Source organism: Mesorhizobium sp. (assembly GCF_024509055.1).
Classification (GTDB): domain Bacteria; phylum Pseudomonadota; class Alphaproteobacteria; order Rhizobiales; family Rhizobiaceae; genus Mesorhizobium.
In genome coordinates, this window is record NZ_JANINM010000040.1 from 47,891 (window position 1) to 66,761 (window position 18,871).

Sequence of the window (18,871 nt, forward strand, 5' to 3'; positions counted from 1 at the left end):
CCCAATCCACGTCGCCGGGCAATCCTCTGGGGGCCCGGCGACCCTTCAGAGGTCGTGCTGACTATGGATCTGCTCACCGTTCTTTCCTTCGAGGCCCTGAGGGCCGTCGCGAGCCTTGCGCTGATCAGCGTCGGCCTCGCGATCATCTTCGGCATGATGCGGGTCATCAATCTGGCGCATGGCGAATTCCTGATGCTCGGCGGCTACGCCGCGATCGTCGCAAACAAGGCAGGCATCAACATCTGGGTGGCCGTCCTGGTCGTTGCCCCCATCGTTGTCGGATTGATCGGTGTCGTCATAGAGCGCGCCATCATCCGATTCCTCTATGGGCGCCCGCGCGACACAATGCTCGCGACCTGGGGCCTGAGCCTGTTCCTAATAGGCATCACGACCACGATCTTCGGCAACACGACAGAAGGCATTTCGGCGCCCGCGGGCTCACTCGAGGTCGGGAATTATCGCATCGCGGCATACTCGCTGATCATCGTGCTCATCGCCGCCGCCGTGTTCGCGGCGATCTGGGCGGTCATGAGCTTCACGAAGTATGGGCTGATTGCCCGAAGCACCATGCAGAACCCCGAAATGGCGGCGTCGCTCGGGGTCAGCCCGCCGACCGTATACGCCGTCACGTTCGGGATTGGCGCCGGACTAGCCGGGTTGGCCGGCGGCGTCATGGCGCCCGTTACCGGTATCGTCCCTACGATCGGCGCCGCTTACGTGGCCAAGGCCTTCATCACAGTGATCGGCGGCGGTCCGGCGGTGCTGGCCGGCACCGTCTCGGCTTCGGTTTTGTTCGGCGCCATCGATCAGATCGTAACATTCCTTTCAACTCCGGTGATCGGCGAGGTGGCCCTTCTGGCCGCAGCCGTGGTGCTGCTGCGCTTTATGCCGCAAGGCATCACCGGCCGTTTCTTCAGGAGGTCATCATGAGCGGCATGCCCGGTGGAACCTGGGGGCTGCTAGGCGCCGCCATAGTGGGACTGGCAATTCTGTTCGCCATTCCATTGCTCGCCGATCCTGTCCTGATCATCGAGCTGACGTCCTACGTCATCCTGGCCATCCTGGCGCTGAGCCTCGGCGTAATCTGGGGCTATGGCGGCATTCTTTGCTTTGGCCAGTCGGCATTCTTCGGCCTCGGGGCCTACGCCTACGCCATCGCTGCAATCAATATGGGCGACAGCACTGTCCCGCTGGTGCTTTCCATCGTGGTGCCGGCGCTGTTTGCCGCCTTTCTGGGGTACTTCCTGTTCTATGCCAGGATCACGGATGTCTATTTTGGCGTGATCACGCTGACGGTTACGCTGATCCTCTACAAGTTGATGGGCTCCACATCCGGCGCGGAGTATACGATCGGTAGCGCCCCCATCGGCGGCTACAACGGCATTCCGGCAATTCCGCCCCTCAACCTGCCGGGTTCGCCCGATACGATCCTTTCTCTCGACGGGCTCTACTACGCTTCGGGTCTCACGCTGCTGGCCGTCTATCTTGGCCTGCGGCTGATGCTGAAGAGCCGCTTCGGGCAGGTATTGGTCGCGGTTCGTGAAAACGAGCGCCGCGCGGAATTGCTCGGCTATGATGCCCGTTTCTACAAACTCGCGGCGTTCACCCTGGGGGGCGGAATTGCCGGCCTGTCGGGCTGCCTGTTCGCCAACTGGGGAATGTTCATCAGCCCGGACGTCTTCAATCTCGCCCAATCCGCTCAAGTGATTATCTGGGTAATCGTTGGTGGCACCGGAACGCTGCTCGGCCCGATCGTCGGATGCTTCCTGGTCCAGTGGCTCTCGACGCAACTCGGCACCCAGCAATACCTCAACGCCAACCTGGTGCTTGGCACCATTCTTATCGGCTTCGTGCTGCTCGTGCCCAAGGGCATCGTGCCCATGATCGCCGCTCTTTCGCAGCGCGCCTTCGTGCGTCGCCCGGCGATGGCCGCAATGCGGGAAAGGAGCGTGTCGTGACCGAATTCGTTCTGGAAACGCGCGCGCTCGAAAAGCGCTTCGGCGGCGTGGTCGCGGTTTCAAACGTGGACTTTCGCCTCGCGCCGCGCGAACTACGCTGTCTGATCGGTCCAAACGGCGCCGGGAAGAGCACGTTCTTCAAGATGCTCACCGCGCAACTGAAACCCACGACGGGCCAGATATTTTTTGGCGGCGCGGATATTACCGCGGCCCAACCGCATCAGGTCTGCCAGATGGGCATCGGCATCAAGAACCAGGTGCCGGACGTTTTCAACAACCTTACCGTGACGGAAAACATTTCGGTCGCGGCGCGTTCACGCCACGGCAAGGCGCGCGCGGCCGCCATGGTCAGGGAAGTGATGGAACGGCTGTCTCTTACCCACCTGGCCAACAGCCTGGTCGCAAATCTCGCGCATGGCCAGCGCCAATGGGTGGAACTCGCCATGGTGGTTGCGATGGAGCCAAAGCTCATCCTCCTGGACGAGCCGACCGCGGGCATGACGGCCGACGAAACCAACAAGACCGCCGAACTGATCCGGGAGGCAAACAAGACCGCTGCAATAGTGGTGGTCGAACACGACATGCAGTTCATCAAGCAAATCGCAAAGACTGTGACGGTCTTCCACCAGGGAAAAGTCCTAGTCGAGGACACCATGGAAAACGTCCAGGGCAATCCCACGGTGCGTGAAGTCTATCTGGGCCATGACGATGATGATTGAGATCAACGACCTGCATTCCGGCTACGGTCGAATTCCGATCCTGCACGGTATCGATCTGACCATGAAGCCTGGCGAGATCGTCGGAATTCTCGGCCACAACGGCATGGGCAAGACGACAATGCTGCGCACGCTTGCCGGCCATATCAAGACGACGCGGGGGCGGATTGCCTTCCAGGGTCGCGACCTGACACGCGCCGCGGCCTCCGAGCGTTCGCTTGCCGGTATCGGCTACGTGCCGCAGGGACGCGACATTTTTCCCCAACTGTCGGTTCTGGAAAATCTGCGCATGGGCGAGATCATGCGCGGCGGGGAGAGCGCCATTCCGGAGCTGCTCGAGCAATTCCCGGTGCTCAAGGACTTGCTGGACAGGCCGGGCCGCGGACTGTCAGGCGGCCAGCAGCAGATCCTCGCGCTGGCTCGCTGCCTCGCGGGACGCCCCAAGCTCATCCTCCTGGACGAGCCCACAGAAGGGATCCAGCCATCGATCTGCGATCTCATCGTGGAGAAGCTGTCCGAATTGAACAAGAAACTTGGGCTGGCGATCATTCTGGTGGAGCAGGACATCCGCTTCATCAGGAAACTCGCCAACCGCGTGAAGATTATCCAGAAGGGGGTGTTTGTCGCCGAGCTGGAGCCATCCCAGCTCTACCAGCGCGAGGTGGTCGATGAACACCTTGGGATCTAGTCGATAGGTCTCGGGTCATGACGATGGCAGAGCTTCCGATGGTCATGTTGGACGCGATTGTAGGTTTGGCGACGGATCGGGAAATCAGCAGAAAGCTGCATCTTCTGGATCACGAGGGACGTGTCGAATTTATCATTCTCGACAAGGAGGAAATCGCGAGCCGCAGTCTCACCGTGAAGACAGACCGCGGCACGCCATGCACGATTTCGCTGTCACGCGCCCAACGGCTTGTTGATGGGGCCGTGCTGATGATCGAAGACAGCCGGGCCATCGTCGTCAAAGCCGAGCCCGAACGCTGGCTGATCTTTCGCGCGCGCGACGCAGCCGCCGGACTCGAGCTTGGCTACTGCGCCGGCAACATGCATTGGCCGGTGCGCTTCGAGGGCGATCACCTCTACGTGGCTGGGGAATTCGGCACCAGGCATGTCCTCGACCGGCTTCGCCACGTGCTGGACCGCGGGGACGTGAGCTTCATCGGCGAGGGCAGGCAACACGGTGTCTCGGCGCCGAACGGTGGGAAGGGAAAGTGATGCTGCTGCTAGAACGCATATTGGGTGACCGGCACGAAGACGCGTTCCATCACCTTCTGCACGACCTCGAGCATGACGGATTGGTCGAATATGTGACCATAGGCACTGCCGACATGGACCGTCATCGGCTCAGGGCGCGCACCGATCGGGGGGAGGAGGTCGCGATTGCACTGCCGCGCGACCAGAAGCTCTTCGACGGAGCAATTCTGATGATCGGCGAAGGTCGCGCCATCGTCGTCCATTCCGACGAACAGCACTGGCTGCGGGTCTGTCCGCGAACCGCGGCCGACGCCCTCGAACTCGGCTATCACGCGGGCAACCTGCATTGGCGTGTCCGCTTTGAAGGTACGGACTTGTTGGTCGCCGTCGAGGGACAGGCAGACGTCTACAAGGCGCGCATCGCCCCCTTGATCGCAGTCGGCCGGGTGACGGTTTCGGAGGAGGTTGAATGACCCCTTCAAATCATGCCTCGCTTCTGTTGGCGCTTCAGCACGGCGACAGCCAGTTTCCGTCGGGAAGCTTTGCTTTTTCGCAAGGGCTGGAGGCGTCATCGCAACTTGCCGCGGCGCTCGGGCCCTTTGATTTTGAAGGGTTCGTTACGGCGCAGCTCCGGCATCGCTGGGCAATCGCAGACCGGCCGGCGCTGGCGCGCGCGCACCGGATCCGGGACGATCCGAACAAGCTTGCCGAGCTCGATGCCGAGGTCGAGGCATCGACCCTTGTCGAAGGCCTTCGCGTGGGATCGCGACGCAACGGGGTTGCGTTGCTGACAACGCACGCGCGCAGGGGCACCGCCGGGGCGGCGGCCTACCGGGCGAGGATTCGCGAAGGGCGCGCGCTCGGCCATCTTTGCATCGTGCAGGGTCTGGTTTGGGGCGCCTTGGGTCTCGATGAAACGACGGCCGTGGCGATCAGCGGCTATCAGGTGGCCGCCTCCCTGGCGGCGGCGGCGGTTCGCCTCGGGCTGGTCGGAGCGATCGATGCCCAGGAAGCGATCAGTCGCTCGCTTCCGATGGTGGAAGCCGCGCTTGACCAGGAAGTAGATCCGGATGAACCGATCAGGTCCTTTGTCCCGCTGGCGGAAATCGCCGTCGCGCTGCACGGATCGTCGGGTCAGCGGTTGTTTTCCAACTAAGCCAACCAGAGAGGAGCGGACCTCATGCTGCTGACGCCAACCGAGCTTGAACGATTGACTATCTACACCGCCGCCGAATTGGCCCGCAAAAGGCGCGCCAAGGGTTTGCTCCTGAACTATCCGGAGACCGTGGCGCTGATTTGCGACTTCATCCTGGAGGGCGCGCGCGAGGGTCACTCCGTGGCCGAGATGATGGCTGCCGGCTCCCAGGTTCTGAGCCGTGAGGAGGTGATGCCTGGCGTTGCGGCGATGCTGCCGATGCTGCAAGTCGAAGCGACGTTCCGCGACGGGACCAAGCTGGTAACCGTCCATGAACCGTTGCGTCCCGCGACCGTCGGCACGGACCGCGAAGAGGCCGATGAAGAGGTGGAGCCCGGCGCGCTGGTCGTTGGCGAGGGTGAGATCGAGCTGAATGCCGGACGCAGGAAAGAAACCCTGACTGTCGTCAATACCGGCGATCGGCCGGTCCAGATTGGTTCCCACTATCACTTCTTCGAGGTCAATCGGGCGCTCGATTTCGACCGCGCGAAAGCCTTCGGCATGCGTCTCGATATCGCGGCCGGCACCGCGGTCCGCTTCGAGCCGGGCCAGGAAAAGCAGGTGGTTTTGACGACCTTCGGTGGCCGCCAGGAGCTCTCCGGGCTCAACGGTCTGTCGCAAGGCGGTCGCGGCGACGACGCGCACGCGCGCGACGCGGCGGTCGAAAGAGCCCGCGCCGCCGGCTTTCGCGGCGCCTAAGGAGGAGACTGCTCATGGCTACCTTGTCACGCCGCGCCTATGCCGAGATGTACGGCCCGACCGTAGGCGATGGGTTCCGGTTGGGCGACACCTCGCTGGTCGCCGTCATCGAGAAGGACTTCGCCGTCTATGGCGATGAATGCCTGCACGGCGGCGGCAAGACGTTGCGGGACGGTGCCGGCCTTGCCGCCGGCGTGACCAGCGCAGAGGGCGCGCTGGACTTCCTGTTGTGCAATGTCACCGTCGTCGATGCGGTTCTGGGGGTCGTCAAAGGCGATCTTGGCATCCGCGAAGGTCGCATCGTGGGTATCGGCAAGGCTGGGAACCCGGCCATCATGGACGGCGTCGATCCGCGCCTCATCGTGTCGGCGGCAACCACGGTGCGCGATTGCGAGGGGCTGATCGCGACGGCGGGCGCGATCGACGTCCATGTGCACTTCGACAGCGCGCAATTGTGCGAACATGCGATTGCCTCGGGCATCACCACGATGCTTGGCGGCTCGCTGGGGCCGATCACTGTCGGCATCGACTGCGGTGGCCCCTTCAATGTCGGCAAGATGCTGCAGGCGGCAGAGCAGTGGCCGATCAATTTTGGCTTCCTGGGACGCGGCAACTCGCACCATCCGGCCTCTCTGGTCGAACAGATCGAGACAGGGTGCCTGGGCCTGAAACTGCACGAGGACTGGGGCACGATGCCGGCCTCGATCGATACTTGCCTGAGTGTCGCCGACAAGATGGATTTTCCCGTCCAGATACACACCGACACGCTGAACGAGAGCGGCTTCCTCGAGGACACACTGGCCGCGATCGGCGGCCGCACCATCCACATGTATCACACCGAAGGCGCGGGCGGCGGCCATGCCCCGGACATCATCAGGGTAGCCGGCGTGTCCTGGTGCCTGCCGTCATCAACCAATCCCACCAATCCATATACCGTCAACACGTTCGACGAACACCTCGACATGACGATGGTGTGCCATCATCTCAATCCGGCGATCCCTGAAGATGTAGCCTTCGCCGAGAGTCGCATTCGCGCCCAGACGATCGCCGCCGAGGACATCCTTCACGACATCGGCGCGATATCGATGCTGGGCTCTGACAGCCAGGGCATGGGCCGCATCAACGAGGTCGTCTGCCGGACCTGGCAGCTGGCGGACAAGATGAAGAAGCAGCGAGGCCGGCTGCCGCAGGAAAGGAACGGCTTCGGCGACAACGAGCGGATCAAGCGCTATGTGGCAAAGTACACCATCAACGCCGCGCGAACCTTCGGCATAGCCAATCACATCGGCTCCCTGGAGGACGGGAAGATGGCCGACATCGTCGTGTGGCGACCTGCCTTCTTCGGCATCAAGCCGGAACTGGTCATCAAGGGGGGCTTCATCGCCTGGGGCGCGATGGGCGACAGCGCGGCTTCGCTGATGACCTGTGAGCCGCTCCTGCTGCGCCCGCAGTGGGGCGCGTTCGGGCGTGCGAAGCAGGCGCTCTCGGCCTGCTTCGTGAACCCGGCCGCGATCGAGCGCGGGCTTGCGCGGCAACTGGGTCTTTCCAAGGCTCTGCTGCCGTCTCAAGGCAGCCGCGGGCTGACCAAGAAGGACATGCTGCGCAACGATGCCTGCCCCGACATCCGGGTCGACCCGCAGAGCTTCGACGTGTTCGTGGACGGTGAACTGGCGACCTGCGAACCGGCCGAGGAACTGCCGCTGGCGCAGCGCTACATGCTGAGGTGAGGCCATGGACATCAGAGACACAGCGCATTCTCCAGTCCAGCCATCCGCATCACGCGTCGGGGCGGCGAGGATAGGCATCGGCGGTCCTGTCGGCTCGGGCAAGACCGCGCTGATCGAGCGCCTCATTCCAGCCTTCGGAGCTCGCGGCGTATCGCTGGCGGTGGTCACCAATGACCTGGTGACCGCCGAAGACGCCGAGCGCATCCGCCGCTCCGGCTTGATCGATCCCAACCGTGTGTCGGCCGTGGAGGCCGGAGCTTGTCCTCACACGGTCATTCGCGAGGACCCCACGCTCAACATTGCCGCCGCCGACGAACTGGAGGCGCGCTTCCCCGATGTGGAGCTGATCCTGATCGAGAGCGGGGGCGACAATCTGGCTTCAACCTTCTCGCTCGACCTGGTCGACTGGTGGATGTTTGTCATCGACGTTGCCGGCGGCGACGACATTCCGCGCAAGAACGGGCCGGGCGTGTTGAAATGCGACCTCCTGGTCATCAACAAGACCGACCTTGCCCCGCATGTCGGCGTCGATCTCGACGGCATGACGAGGGATGCGACAAACGCGCGGCGTGGCCGGCCCATGGCCCTGACCAACTGCCGCGGCGGCGTTGGCGTCGATGCGGTCGCGGATCGCATCATAGCCAGTGTCTTGTTCCGATGAATAGCATCTGGCGCCCGGCCGCTTCGGACGGCTCCCTGCAACCCCCGTTACGACAGGGCGGGCCCGCGGGCCATGTGCCGCTGCAATCGAAGGCTGCTCGGCGCGAGAATGGTCGTTTCGAGCTTGATTTCGTGCGTGATGGCAAACGCACGGCAGTCGGGCGGCAGTTCGTGTCCTATCCCTTCCACATGACACGGCCTTTCCGGCTCGACGGGACGATCCCTTCGCTTCTGACGGTCTACCAGCAATCGTCCTCGGGCGGGCTTTACCGCGGCGACAAGCTCTCGAGTCGCTACACCGCGGGACGTTTGGCAGCGGCCCACGTGACCACGCAGGCAGCCACCGTGGTGCACGACTGCTACGGCGAACCCGCATGCCAAGCCACTTCAATCACGCTGGCCGAAGACAGCTTCCTGGCTTTGACACCCGATCCCCTCGTGCTGTTTCCCGGAGCGGCCTGCGAATTCGCGGTCGACGCGCGGTTGGAGGCGGGCGCGGTGCTGATGCTGTCGGACGCCTTTGCCATGCATGATCCACGGGGACAGTCTCGTCCCTTTGCCCGGCTTCGTTCCGATGTCGGCATCCGTGACGGCGCCGGCCGTTTGATGGTCCGCGATTGCATCGAAGTCGAAGGCAACGCCCTGAGCGGTCCGGCCTCTCCGATGGGGCATTGGCGCCTGATTGCCAACATCCTGATCGTCGGTGAGGCCGAGCGTCTGCCCGATCGGCCGGCGCTTGAGGCCCTAAGAGGCTCAAGCGGTGTCATATTCGGCGTCACACAGCTCCCAAGCGCCGCCGGATGGGGATTGCGTTGCCTGGCAAGCGAGGCGATTTCCATCCGGCGTCTGTGCGACGCGCTCTTTTCCACCGTTGTCCGGGCCGCGTTCGGACACGCTCCGGCCGAGCGGCGCAAATGAGCTCTCGCTGCTGCTCCCGGTACCGCCGCGCCAGGCAGCGAAGCACCGACGAGGCAACGGGAACGGCGCTTGCCAATATGCGCTGCATTGGGCTCGACAAATCTACGGCTGACCGCCGGCAACTCTGGAGGAGGATCACATGTCCAGACACACGTTGAAAACCGCGATTGCTGTCGCAACTGCCGGGCTCGTACTCATGCCCGGTGTTGCGCTCGCCCATCCCGGGCATGGCAGTTTTACAGGATTCGGCCAGGGCTTCATGCATCCGCTGACCGGCCTCGATCATATCCTGGCCATGGTGATGGTAGGGATGCTTGCAGGCCGTATCGGCGGACGAGCGCTCTGGCTGGTGCCGGCGTCCTTCGTTTCGATCATGGCGCTCGGCGGAGTGCTTGGCGCGAGCGGGATCTGGCTGCCGATGATGGAGCTGGGTATCGGGCTCTCGGTGGTCGTTCTTGGTGGAGCGGTCGCGCTCGGTTTAGGGTTGGCGATACCCGCCGCCATGGCCTTGGTAGGGCTCTTCGCCATTTTCCACGGCTATGCGCATGGCGCCGAGATTCCCGAGACGGTGGCGGGTCTGGACTACGGTGTCGGGTTCGTGGCTGCGACGGCATTTCTGCACGCAATTGGCCTCGGCCTTGCTGCTGCGATTGACCGCAATGCCGGGAAACGTGCGAATCTTGTGTTTCGCGTTGTCGGCAGCCTTACCGCCGTCGCCGGAACCGGCATTATCCTGGGCGCGATGTGAGCCAATCTCGCTGAAGTCGTATCGCTCGCGGCCGGTAGCCGCGAAACAAGAGGCGCCTCCCCAATCGAAGGGAGGTGCCGCGTAGGATCTCGCCATGGTGTCTCGGCCGGTTACGAAACGGCGGTCGCCGGCTTAGCCGACGCCCATGCCGTGGGTGGCAGCGCCGACCGAGACCCATTTGCAGAGCGCTGCGGGCACTGTCCAGGTCTTCAAGCATCGACATCCAGAGCAAGCAGATTACTTCCGAAAAACCCAAATGGTACTTTCCACTTCATAAAACTAAGTAGTTTTTCTGAATTATTGAATAGACAAGATTTTATATTTATGGTCTCAGCGATTTTTGACCATTTTTAACTTGCGGGAGATCTGACTTGAGTGATGTAGAATCGGACGGCAGGGCGGATTCTGAGGGGTGGGGCATCTGTGAGGAGAGGTTGCTGGAACGGCATATGGAAATGGCCAGGATCGGTGAAACCCCGACAGGCGGGGTCGACCGCGGGGCGCTCAGCAATGCCGATACGGATGCTCATGCATTGGTGATGTCCTGGTTCAGGCAGTCACACTACCGGATTGAGGTCGATGACGTCGGGAATCTTTTCATCATTAGGGCGGGCCAGGACCCCAACGCCAGTCCGGTCATGACCGGGTCTCACCTGGATAGCCCACCCAATGGAGGGCGATTTGACGGGACGCTCGGCGTCCTCGCCGGGGCGGAGGTCTTGGCCAGCCTGGATCGCCATGGCGTTGAAACGAGGCGACCGATTGAGCTTGCAATCTGGATGAACGAGGAGGGGTCCCGTTTTTCTCCCGTCACAATGGGCTCGGCGGTTCGTATCGGCCGGCTTGGCCTGGATGAGGCTCTCAATTCGGTCGATGAGAACGGCGCCGTGTTCGGTCCGCAGTTGCAGCGCTATTTCGAAAAACTTGGCTTGGCGCCGATGCCTCGACCTCGCCTGGACCCGGCATTCTATGTGGAGTTGCATATCGAGCAGGGACCGATCCTGGAGAACAGAGGCGTACGGATAGGGACCGTTAGCGGCGTGCAGGGTGTTCGACAGTACCGCATCGATGTCACGGGGAAAGCCGCGCATGCCGGGACGACCCCCATGGATATGCGCAAGGATGCCTTCGTGGCCGCCTGCCGGATCGCTGCCGGACTGACTGCGGAATTTGCCGACGACGACGGGCGTACGCGCTTCACGATAGGGCGTATGCGGGTTTTGCCCGGCGCGCCGAACACCGTACCGGAAAAGGCGTCCTTCACGGTCGATCTGCGGCATCCCGACCCCAGGCGGCTGGCCGAGTATGATGCGAAGATATCGACGGTGGCCGCGCGCGAAGCGTCGCCATGCGCTGTTGCGGTCGAGCCGCTCATCAGTCTGGAGCCGGTGGTCTTCAATCCCGGTATCTGCGATCTCATTACCGGCAGAGCGCGGCGCCGTGGACTATCCGTGGAAACGCTGCTGTCGGGAGCCACCCATGATGCGGCAAACATGGCCACGCTGACCAAGACGGGAATGATATTCATTCCCTGCCGGGATGGGGTCAGCCACCATGAGGACGAGCACGCGAAGCCTGCCGACATGATCGCTGGCGCAAACGTCCTGTTCGACGTGATCCTCGCCCTGGCCGAGAGGACGGACGCTCATGCGGCTATCGCGGCCCCGGCCTTGATCTGATCGACAAAAGCCCTCACGGCGGGCGGCGTTTTGGCAATGTTCGGCGTCGCGATGGAGATCTTCGCGTCGAGGGTAAGCCCGTTCGGCAGGATTGGCCGTAGGATTCCTTTTTCGACCCAGGGCGTGGCATAGTTGCGGGGCAGATAGCTGATGAATCCCCCCGACAGGATCAGGATGAGGATTGCCTCCGCGCTGTAGCCCACGGATGCCGCTTGAAATTTCGGGCGGCTCTCGCCCAGCCGGTCGGATTCGATATAGCCCCGATCGGCGAACCGCGCGGCCTCCAGATCGTCGAGCGTCACGTCATTGGGGGCGCGCTGGAACAAGGGATGCCTGTGCGCGCAATAAAGCGTGAGCGGGTCGGAATGCAGGTCTTCGTACCGGATACCGGGCAGCTTGCGAAAATACTGTCCGATGCCAACATGCACGGACCCTTCCAACAGCGCGCTTTCGAGGTGATTGGGCGGCAGGGTGAACAGGTGGATGACCATCCGGCTGTGACGCTGCTGAAACCTCCAGATGGTCTCCTCCAGCCGCAGGGTTTGGTCGAACACGATGTTGTCGACCACGCCGAGGCGGAGCTCCCCGACGAGGTCGCCATGGAGGCTGCCCACCGTGGACCGGAATGTCTCGTGGGCGGCCAGCAGCGTCTTGCTGGCCGCATAGACCGCATCGCCCTCGTTGGTGAGGGCGAACCCCCGGCGACCGCGCTGGCATAGGCTCACGCCCAGCCGCATTTCGATCTGAGTGAGGTAGCCGCTGATCGTCGACAGGTTCAGGTTAAGGGCCGATTGCGCCTTTGCCAGCCCGCCTGCCTCCGCCACCGCCACGAAGACCCGCAGAAGCCGGATGTCGGTCTCGCCGAGATGCCCGATGGACGATTGCATAGTTTGGGAACCCTCAAACCAACCTTTGTAGCTAAGATATTTTAGGCCAAAAGTGAATGACGTAAAGTCGAATGTAACGGCCGAAGAATTCGGCCGGATACAGAAAAATTTCGCATAGGGTAGATCAACTAAAGTTTGGCTCGGCAAATAGTATCCGATTTTTTCGGATCGCTTTCGGCTGACATATGATCATATTGGTTCCACATCTTTGATGATCATTTTCAAACTGGAAAATGAAATGGGAATTATGGAAAAGAATTTAAAAGACACGATGCACAATTTGTCAGGAAAATTCTCTCCAAGAGAATATCAGGAGAGGTTTGAGCGGCTACAAATCCTGATGGCCGCAAAGTCTATAGATGCTATTATCGTAACCAATCACCAGAACGTCAATTATTTTGGTGGGATCACATCGATACTGGCCGGAATCCCCGGAGGATATGGGAATGTCAGGCCGCTCATCATAATACTTCCGCGAGGCGGCGATCCGACGGTTCTCGTTCAGTTCACCGACTACGGGAACGCCGCTGCGAACTCGTGGATCGAGGATATCAGATCCTGGGTTTCCCTGCCATTCGACACGAGCTTGCTCGAATCCGTCCTGCGCGAGAAGGGGTTGGAAAACCTGAGGATCGGCATGGAGTTCTCTCGAGAACTGCACCTGGGGATGCCCTACGCCGATTTCCAGCAACTGAAATACAACCTGCCGGATGCCCAGTTCGTCGACGCCGCCGATCTGATCTGGCAACTGCGGATGACCAAGTCCGCGGGCGAGATCGAGCGGATCCGCGAGGCGGCGCAGATAACCGCGCGTAGTCTTCGCGAGAACCTCCCCTTGGTCGAGGAAGGGATGACCGAGCGCGAGATCTCTCGCGCCATCGCGCAGGGATTGCTGCGCCATGGTGCGGACAAGTTCAACTACGTCAGTGCGTTGGCGGGAAATGGTTCCTATGACCGTTTCTGCCAACTGCCGACGGATCGCAAGGTGAAGAAGGGCGAATTGGTCTGGTGCGACCTTTCGGCGATTTATCGCGACTATTGCTCTGACATGTCCTCCTTCACCGTGGTGGGCGGTCCCACCGACGATCACAAGCGATACGCCGACTTGGCCCGAACCATCCATATGAAGGCCCTCGCATACATGCGGCCGGGCTTACGGGCGCGGGACGTGATGGCGTTCATCCGCAAGGCCTACGAAGACTCGGGCTTCAAATACAATTTCGACATCGGCAGATGCGGCCACGGCATAGGCCTGGAACTGGCAGAGCAGCCTTCCATCGACGCAGGCAGCGACATTGTCTTGCAGCCAGGCATGACGATCGCCTTCGAGCCCGCAATCCTCACCGACTGCGGCGTCTTCAACATGGAGGAGGACGTCCTGATAACCGAGGACGGCTGCGAGGTGCTGGCCGAGATGTGGCCCCGATAAACGGCGGGAACCGCCACGACAATTCGAAATGGGGAGCGCTTTGCCGCAAGGCGAGGACGTGAATGAACAGCCGCAGAGCGGCGCAATGGGAGGAAATGAAGTGCACAAAAAGGCCAGCGTATTTCTGACGGCTCTTTCGGCGGTAGCAGCTTTGGTCGGCCTAGCCGCCGGCCACGCCAGGGCGGACACGCTCGATGACATCCGTGCTCGCGGCAAACTGGAGGTCGGTGTCGGCATCATGGGGCTGAAGCCGATCATCTGGCAGAACCCGGACGGCACATACTCGGGCTACGAGTACGACATGCTTCAATACATCCTGCAAAAAATCGGCGTTAAGGACTTCGAGTATGTGAACACCGAATGGACGACGTTGCTGCCTGGCCTGAAAAGCAACCGATGGGACCTGGTATTCTCCGGCGTGGCCATCACCCAGGAGCGCGCCACCGGCGGTGACGCCAAATTCACGAGACCCTATTTCATGTACCTGGACTACGTGATCGTCCCGAAGTCGTCGACTTATCAGAATCTCGCCGACCTCAAGGGAAAGACCGCGGCATCGGTGCTCGGGACGATGGACTCGCTTACAGCCCATAACCTTGCGGACAAGGGGGCATTCGACCAGGTCAAGGACTTCAATACCTTCGGCGAACCCTTCGTGGCCTTGCGCAATGGCCAGGTCGACGCTGTCGTGATCGACCAGACGACGCTCAAGGGGCAACAGGACACGATGGGTGACTTGCGGGTCCTGGCCGGTCCGTATTTCTACGAGCCCAAACCCGAATTGAAGAGCGCGGAAGACAAGGCTCCTTACAAGCTGGGCGCTGTGGGCATTGCCGTCAGATCGAACGACGAGAGGCTGCTGGCGGCACTGAACGGCGCGATCGCCGACATGTATGCCGACGGGACCAACGAGAAGATACTCAAGAAGTACGGCGTCTGGGATCCGGCTCTCGCAAACCCTCTGAAGTGAACCGGTAATCTGGCCGGACAGGCGACTTCCGGTGGTGAAGCGCCTGTCCGCTCGCCTCCTTTGGGACCGGACTTCCGGTAACGGCGCAGACACGGCTTCCTCCGGGATGAGGGCCGTAATCTGCTTCAAGGCTAGGGAACGTCGATAGTGATCGATTTCATCCAGAACTGGCTACCCCAGTATCTTCCCCTGTTGCTGCGAGGGGCCCTCGTAACGATCGAACTCACATGCCTCAGCATGGTGCTTGCACTGGTGATCGGCCTCCTCGTGGCGCTTGGGCGCCGTTCGGGGCCGCCCGCGCTGCAGTGGGTGCTGGCGGCCTATCTGGAGATCTGGCGGGACGTGCCGCTGGTGGTGCAGCTCTTCATCATCTACTTCACGCTCCCGAACATCGGCTTGAGCATTCCGGCCTTTTGGGCTGGCGTGCTGGGGCTGTCGATCAATCTGGGAGCCTACTTGTCCGAGGTGATCCGCGCTGCCATTGCCGCAATTCCACCCGGTCAGACTGATGCGGCGATATCGCTCGGGATGTCGCCTTTTTCCAAATACCGAAGAATCATCCTGCCTCAGGCCTTCCTGATCGCTATTCCGACGATTACTGGATATTTCATATCCCTGCTGAAGGATTGCGCACTTGTATCGTTCATTTCCGTGAACGAACTTCTGCGAAACGGCACAATCATCATAGCGCAGACCTTCGACAGCATGCGGGTATACCTCGTTGTTGGGGCGATCTATTTCATTATGAGCTTCACTGCGTCCAGGTTATTGCGACGCTTGGAGCTCTTTTTGACACCTTCATATCTCAAAAACCGGGCTTCGACCGAGACATCGAGCAGAAGTCCAACGAAGAAAATTGCGGCCGATTCCGCTTCGGGTGCTCGATGAGCATCCAGGATCGAGCTTGCGCCATTGGCAGAAACTGAGGGTGAAGCGATGCCGAATACGGATCGTGACGACGTGCTCAAAGTGGTTGGGCTGCAAAAAAGCTTTGGTCCCAATCGCATCATCAAGGACATCTCCCTCACGGTTAAGCGAGGGGAGGCCGCGTTCGTGATCGGGCCGAGCGGCGGAGGGAAGTCCACCTTCCTGCGCTGCCTGAACTTCTTGGAGATGCCGAGCGGCGGGTCTATCGACTTCTTCGGGGACTGGCTCTGCCGTGAAGCATCGTCGGGCCTGGAAATCCGTTCGGAGAGGGATCTCAGGAAAGCGAGGGCGCGAATGCCGATGGTTTTCCAGCAATTCAACCTGTTTGACCACCGAACAGTGCTTGAGAACGTGATTGAAGGCCCAATGGTGGTTCTGGGTGAGGCAAGGAAGGACGCCATTGAAAATGCCGAGAGCATTTTGAGGCGGGTTGGCTTGGCGGAAAGGAGACATGCCTATCCGGCGCAGCTATCCGGCGGACAGAAACAACGGGTCGGCATCGCTCGCGCGCTGGCCATGCGGCCCGATGCCATCCTGTTTGACGAGCCTACCTCCGCGCTTGATCCGGAATTGGTCGCCGATGTGCTCAACACGATCAGATCGCTGATCCAGGACGGAATGACCATGCTCATCGTCACCCACGAAATCGCATTTGCCCGCAATCTTGCCCATACGGTCTATTTCGTCGACGAGGGATGCGTTGGCGAATTTGGACCGCCTGAACAGGTGATCAAAAGCCCGAACACGCCGCGCGTCAAAGCATTCATCGATGCGGTGCTCCAGCACTAGCCGTCTGTTGAGAATGGCGCTCGCCGCCTGGCACTGCTGCCCAGTCCTTCGTCTCTGTCCGTTGTTCGATCTGGCCTATCCCAGTCCGGCGCGCTCGATCATCAGTCGGAATGCCCTTTCGGCACGGTCCAGGATTGCATCTTCGTCGTGGCTGACGAGCTTTCGTCCGCGCATCAGGATGCGCCCGTCGACAATCGTGGTGTCCACGTCCGCGCCGCTGGCGAAGCGTGCCAGCCGCTGCACAGGGTGCGCCGATGGCCACAGATGCGGCTGGCGCATGTTGACCAGAATGATGTCCGCCCGCTTCCCCGGCTCCAGCGACCCGATCTCGCTTTCCATCGACAAGGCTCGCGCACCGCCCATGGTTGCCATGTCGAGCAACTGTGCCGGCGGCAGGACAGCATCGTCCTTGAAATGCCGGGCATGATAGCGATGCGCCTGGAACATGTTGCGGAACATGTCGAACGAGCGGTCTGGTGCCGCCGCATCGGTGCCGAGCGACACGACAATGCCGCTCTCCATCAATTCGGTTGCAGGACAACGGCCGTAGACCGACATCAACGCGCTCGGATTGTGCGCGACTTTCGCACCTGTGCGTTTCAGCGCCGCGATGTCCTCCTCTGTCAGCTCAATGCAGTGGGCCAGCAGGGAGAGGTCGTCGAACAGTTCAAGCGCTTCCGCATTGGCGGCGATGGAGCCGTCGCGGTGACCGTCCTGAATGAACAGCACACCCTTTTCGCGGGCGAGATTCCTGGTTTTATCCGACAAATTGTATACTGATTGCTGCTCAAGTTCCTTCGCGGTAAATACTGGCAGCGAAACGGCAATCCGCTGATTGCCGCCGGCTCCGAACGCGTCGATCAATTCCGCGCATACGTCCAGTTGCGCCTCAGGCGAAACCCTGATTTCGGCGTGGCCGTCGCGCGTATATTTGCGATAGACATGATCCGATGTCGGCCTGTTCGGCCCTATGGCGAGTATCTCGCGCGCCCCCATATCGGCGACCGTCGTCAGGTGGGCTAGAGCGGCCTCCGGCGCCTCGGTGCGCATGATGTCAGGCCCGCCGCCAAACAACAGGGCAGCGGTCGTCGTGCCGCATTTTATTCGCTCCAGAGCCGATAATGCGGCCTCGGCGGCCCAGAATTCGGCGTCTACCGCCTCGGCGTAGATGCGGCCGGCAATGTTCATCCACGTCTCGGACTCGCTGCCCAATCCCTTGGTCAGGGTATGTCCCGCATGGGCGTGCGTATCGACGAAACCCGGCATGACGACCATTCCGGTGGCGTCAATCCGCTCCGCGCTCGCAGCGGGCGGTGCTCCTTCGCCGACCGCGACGATGCGGCCATCCTCCACCAGGACGTAACCCCTTGAGAGGATGCGGTGTTCTGCATCCATGGTGATCACCGTGCCGTTCTCGATCGACAGGGATTGAGCCATTGGAAACGCCTCCTTGGATGGTTGGATCACGGCTTGTTGAGAGAGCCGCTGCTAAAAAATCGCTACGGTATCTTGAAAGTGTATACAAGATATGTATAGTCAAATTCGGATCGCACTGCATCCAAAAAATAATCACAAGTGCGTATCGAACCGGAGGAAGTTAGTGAACAATCGTCTGAAAACCCTTTTGGCTACGCTCGCCGTCCTGGTGCCGTTGGCCACGCCGTCTCTCGCGCAGACGCTGCGCTGGTCCGCAGCCGGCGATGTCGTCTCGTATGATCCGAACGCCCAGGTCGACAGTTTCACTCAGAGCGTGCAGCACATGGTGTTCGACCCGCTCGTGCGTCGCAACAAGGACCTGGCGCTCGAACCCGCGCTCGCCACTTCATGGGAAGTTGTCGAGCCCACCCGCTGGCGTTTCAAATTGCGCCAGGGCGTGAAATTCCATGAAGGCCAGCCCTTCACCGCCGATGACGTCGTTGCGACCATCCTGCGCGAGATCGATCCTGGCTCGCGCAATCGCGAAAACCTTCCGGCGGTGGTCGATGCGAAGAAGGTCGACGACTTCACCGTCGACATCATCCTCAAGGGCCCGTACCCGCTGCTGCTCAACGACCTGGCGGCCGTCTACATCCTCAGCAAGCCGTGGCTGGAGGAGCATAACGCCCTGAAGCCCGGCAATTCGTCGACTGGTGTGGTCACCTACGCCAGCAACCATGCCAACGGCACCGGTCCCTTCAAGCTCGTCAGCTACGAGCCGGATTCCAAGTCCGTCTTCACCGTCAACAAGGATTGGTGGGATAAACCTCAGCACAATCTGACCGATGTCGAATTCCGGCCCATCGCCTCCGACGCGACCCGCGTGGCGGCGCTTCTGTCCGGCGAAGTGGATCTCATCGCTCCGGTCCCGCTGCAGGATATCGACCGCGTTGCCA

Annotated in this window: 20 protein-coding genes; 18 read left to right on the top strand and 2 right to left on the bottom strand. The window is 61.2% G+C overall.

Annotation, left to right across the window (positions count from 1 at the left end; genetic code table 11):
* Positions 1-63: 63 nt before the first annotated feature.
* The 13 genes from Q0L57_RS02730 to Q0L57_RS02790 all read left to right on the top strand — a co-directional run bounded on the left by Q0L57_RS02730 (position 64) and on the right by Q0L57_RS02790 (position 11,497).
* Positions 64-930 (top strand): branched-chain amino acid ABC transporter permease, encoded by an 867-nt coding sequence (locus Q0L57_RS02730; RefSeq protein ID WP_296737590.1) that lies wholly within the window; start codon positions 64-66, stop codon positions 928-930.
* Complete coding sequence (locus tag Q0L57_RS02735; protein ID WP_296737593.1) at positions 927-1,958, top strand: branched-chain amino acid ABC transporter permease; 1,032 nt, start codon at positions 927-929, stop codon at positions 1,956-1,958. The genes Q0L57_RS02730 and Q0L57_RS02735 overlap by 4 nt, the downstream gene beginning before the upstream one ends.
* Positions 1,955-2,677 carry an ATP-binding cassette domain-containing protein gene (locus tag Q0L57_RS02740; RefSeq protein WP_296737596.1) on the top strand — a complete coding sequence of 241 codons (723 nt, stop codon included), beginning with the start codon at positions 1,955-1,957 and terminating at the stop codon, positions 2,675-2,677. The genes Q0L57_RS02735 and Q0L57_RS02740 overlap by 4 nt, the downstream gene beginning before the upstream one ends.
* The gene (locus Q0L57_RS02745) at positions 2,661-3,362 is read left to right on the top strand and encodes an ABC transporter ATP-binding protein (RefSeq protein ID WP_296737598.1); all 702 of its coding nucleotides are present in this window, start codon (positions 2,661-2,663) and stop codon (positions 3,360-3,362) included. The genes Q0L57_RS02740 and Q0L57_RS02745 overlap by 17 nt, the downstream gene beginning before the upstream one ends.
* Positions 3,363-3,379: 17 nt before the next feature.
* The gene (locus Q0L57_RS02750) at positions 3,380-3,892 is read left to right on the top strand and encodes an urease accessory protein UreE (RefSeq protein ID WP_296737601.1); all 513 of its coding nucleotides are present in this window, start codon (positions 3,380-3,382) and stop codon (positions 3,890-3,892) included.
* A complete protein-coding gene (gene ureE / locus Q0L57_RS02755) occupies positions 3,892-4,344 on the top strand; it encodes an urease accessory protein UreE (protein ID WP_296737638.1) in 453 nt (150 codons plus the stop codon). Before Q0L57_RS02750 ends, ureE begins: the two co-directional genes overlap by 1 nt.
* Positions 4,341-5,027 carry an urease accessory UreF family protein gene (locus tag Q0L57_RS02760; protein WP_296737603.1) on the top strand — a complete coding sequence of 229 codons (687 nt, stop codon included), beginning with the start codon at positions 4,341-4,343 and terminating at the stop codon, positions 5,025-5,027. The genes ureE and Q0L57_RS02760 overlap by 4 nt, the downstream gene beginning before the upstream one ends.
* 24 nt (positions 5,028-5,051) lie before the next feature.
* Positions 5,052-5,765, top strand: a complete 714-nt coding sequence (locus Q0L57_RS02765; RefSeq protein ID WP_296737606.1) for an urease subunit gamma — start codon at positions 5,052-5,054, stop codon at positions 5,763-5,765.
* Between the two features lie 14 nt (positions 5,766-5,779).
* Positions 5,780-7,492 carry an urease subunit alpha gene (ureC, locus tag Q0L57_RS02770; RefSeq protein ID WP_296737608.1) on the top strand — a complete coding sequence of 571 codons (1,713 nt, stop codon included), beginning with the start codon at positions 5,780-5,782 and terminating at the stop codon, positions 7,490-7,492.
* A gap of 4 nt (positions 7,493-7,496) precedes the next feature.
* The gene (gene ureG, locus Q0L57_RS02775; protein WP_296737611.1) at positions 7,497-8,153 is read left to right on the top strand and encodes an urease accessory protein UreG; all 657 of its coding nucleotides are present in this window, start codon (positions 7,497-7,499) and stop codon (positions 8,151-8,153) included.
* A gap of 74 nt (positions 8,154-8,227) precedes the next feature.
* A complete protein-coding gene (locus Q0L57_RS02780; protein ID WP_296737613.1) occupies positions 8,228-9,070 on the top strand; it encodes an urease accessory protein UreD in 843 nt (280 codons plus the stop codon).
* Between the two features lie 154 nt (positions 9,071-9,224).
* Complete coding sequence (locus tag Q0L57_RS02785; RefSeq protein WP_296737639.1) at positions 9,225-9,818, top strand: HupE/UreJ family protein; 594 nt, start codon at positions 9,225-9,227, stop codon at positions 9,816-9,818.
* A gap of 371 nt (positions 9,819-10,189) precedes the next feature.
* Entirely contained in the window at positions 10,190-11,497 is a 1,308-nt protein-coding gene (locus tag Q0L57_RS02790; protein ID WP_296737615.1) for a M20 family metallo-hydrolase, read from the top strand.
* Here the strand turns inward: Q0L57_RS02790 and Q0L57_RS02795 are convergent.
* On the bottom strand, positions 11,464-12,384 hold the full coding sequence (locus Q0L57_RS02795; protein ID WP_296737616.1) for a LysR family transcriptional regulator: 921 nt from the start codon (positions 12,382-12,384) through the stop codon (positions 11,464-11,466). The two genes, Q0L57_RS02790 and Q0L57_RS02795, sit on opposite strands and share 34 nt — an antisense overlap.
* A gap of 211 nt (positions 12,385-12,595) precedes the next feature.
* Here Q0L57_RS02795 and Q0L57_RS02800 point away from each other — a divergent pair, with 211 nt between their 5' ends.
* The 4 genes from Q0L57_RS02800 to Q0L57_RS02815 all read left to right on the top strand — a co-directional run bounded on the left by Q0L57_RS02800 (position 12,596) and on the right by Q0L57_RS02815 (position 16,499).
* Positions 12,596-13,813 (top strand): Xaa-Pro peptidase family protein, encoded by a 1,218-nt coding sequence (locus Q0L57_RS02800; protein WP_296737619.1) that lies wholly within the window; start codon positions 12,596-12,598, stop codon positions 13,811-13,813.
* A gap of 58 nt (positions 13,814-13,871) precedes the next feature.
* Positions 13,872-14,783, top strand: coding sequence for an ABC transporter substrate-binding protein (locus tag Q0L57_RS02805; protein ID WP_296737621.1), 912 nt, complete (start codon positions 13,872-13,874; stop codon positions 14,781-14,783).
* A gap of 147 nt (positions 14,784-14,930) precedes the next feature.
* Positions 14,931-15,671, top strand: a complete 741-nt coding sequence (locus Q0L57_RS02810; protein WP_296737624.1) for an amino acid ABC transporter permease — start codon at positions 14,931-14,933, stop codon at positions 15,669-15,671.
* A 48-nt stretch (positions 15,672-15,719) separates the two neighbouring features.
* Positions 15,720-16,499: an amino acid ABC transporter ATP-binding protein gene (locus tag Q0L57_RS02815; RefSeq protein WP_296737626.1), complete on the top strand. Its 780-nt coding sequence runs from the start codon at positions 15,720-15,722 to the stop codon at positions 16,497-16,499.
* A 75-nt stretch (positions 16,500-16,574) separates the two neighbouring features.
* On the opposite strand, the gene Q0L57_RS02820 is transcribed toward Q0L57_RS02815, so the two are convergent.
* Entirely contained in the window at positions 16,575-17,894 is a 1,320-nt protein-coding gene (locus tag Q0L57_RS02820) for an amidohydrolase family protein (RefSeq protein ID WP_296737641.1), read from the bottom strand.
* A 133-nt stretch (positions 17,895-18,027) separates the two neighbouring features.
* Between Q0L57_RS02820 and Q0L57_RS02825 the strand changes: the two genes are divergently transcribed.
* Positions 18,028-18,871: ABC transporter substrate-binding protein (locus Q0L57_RS02825; protein ID WP_296737628.1), on the top strand; the 844-nt coding region annotated here is incomplete at its 3' end.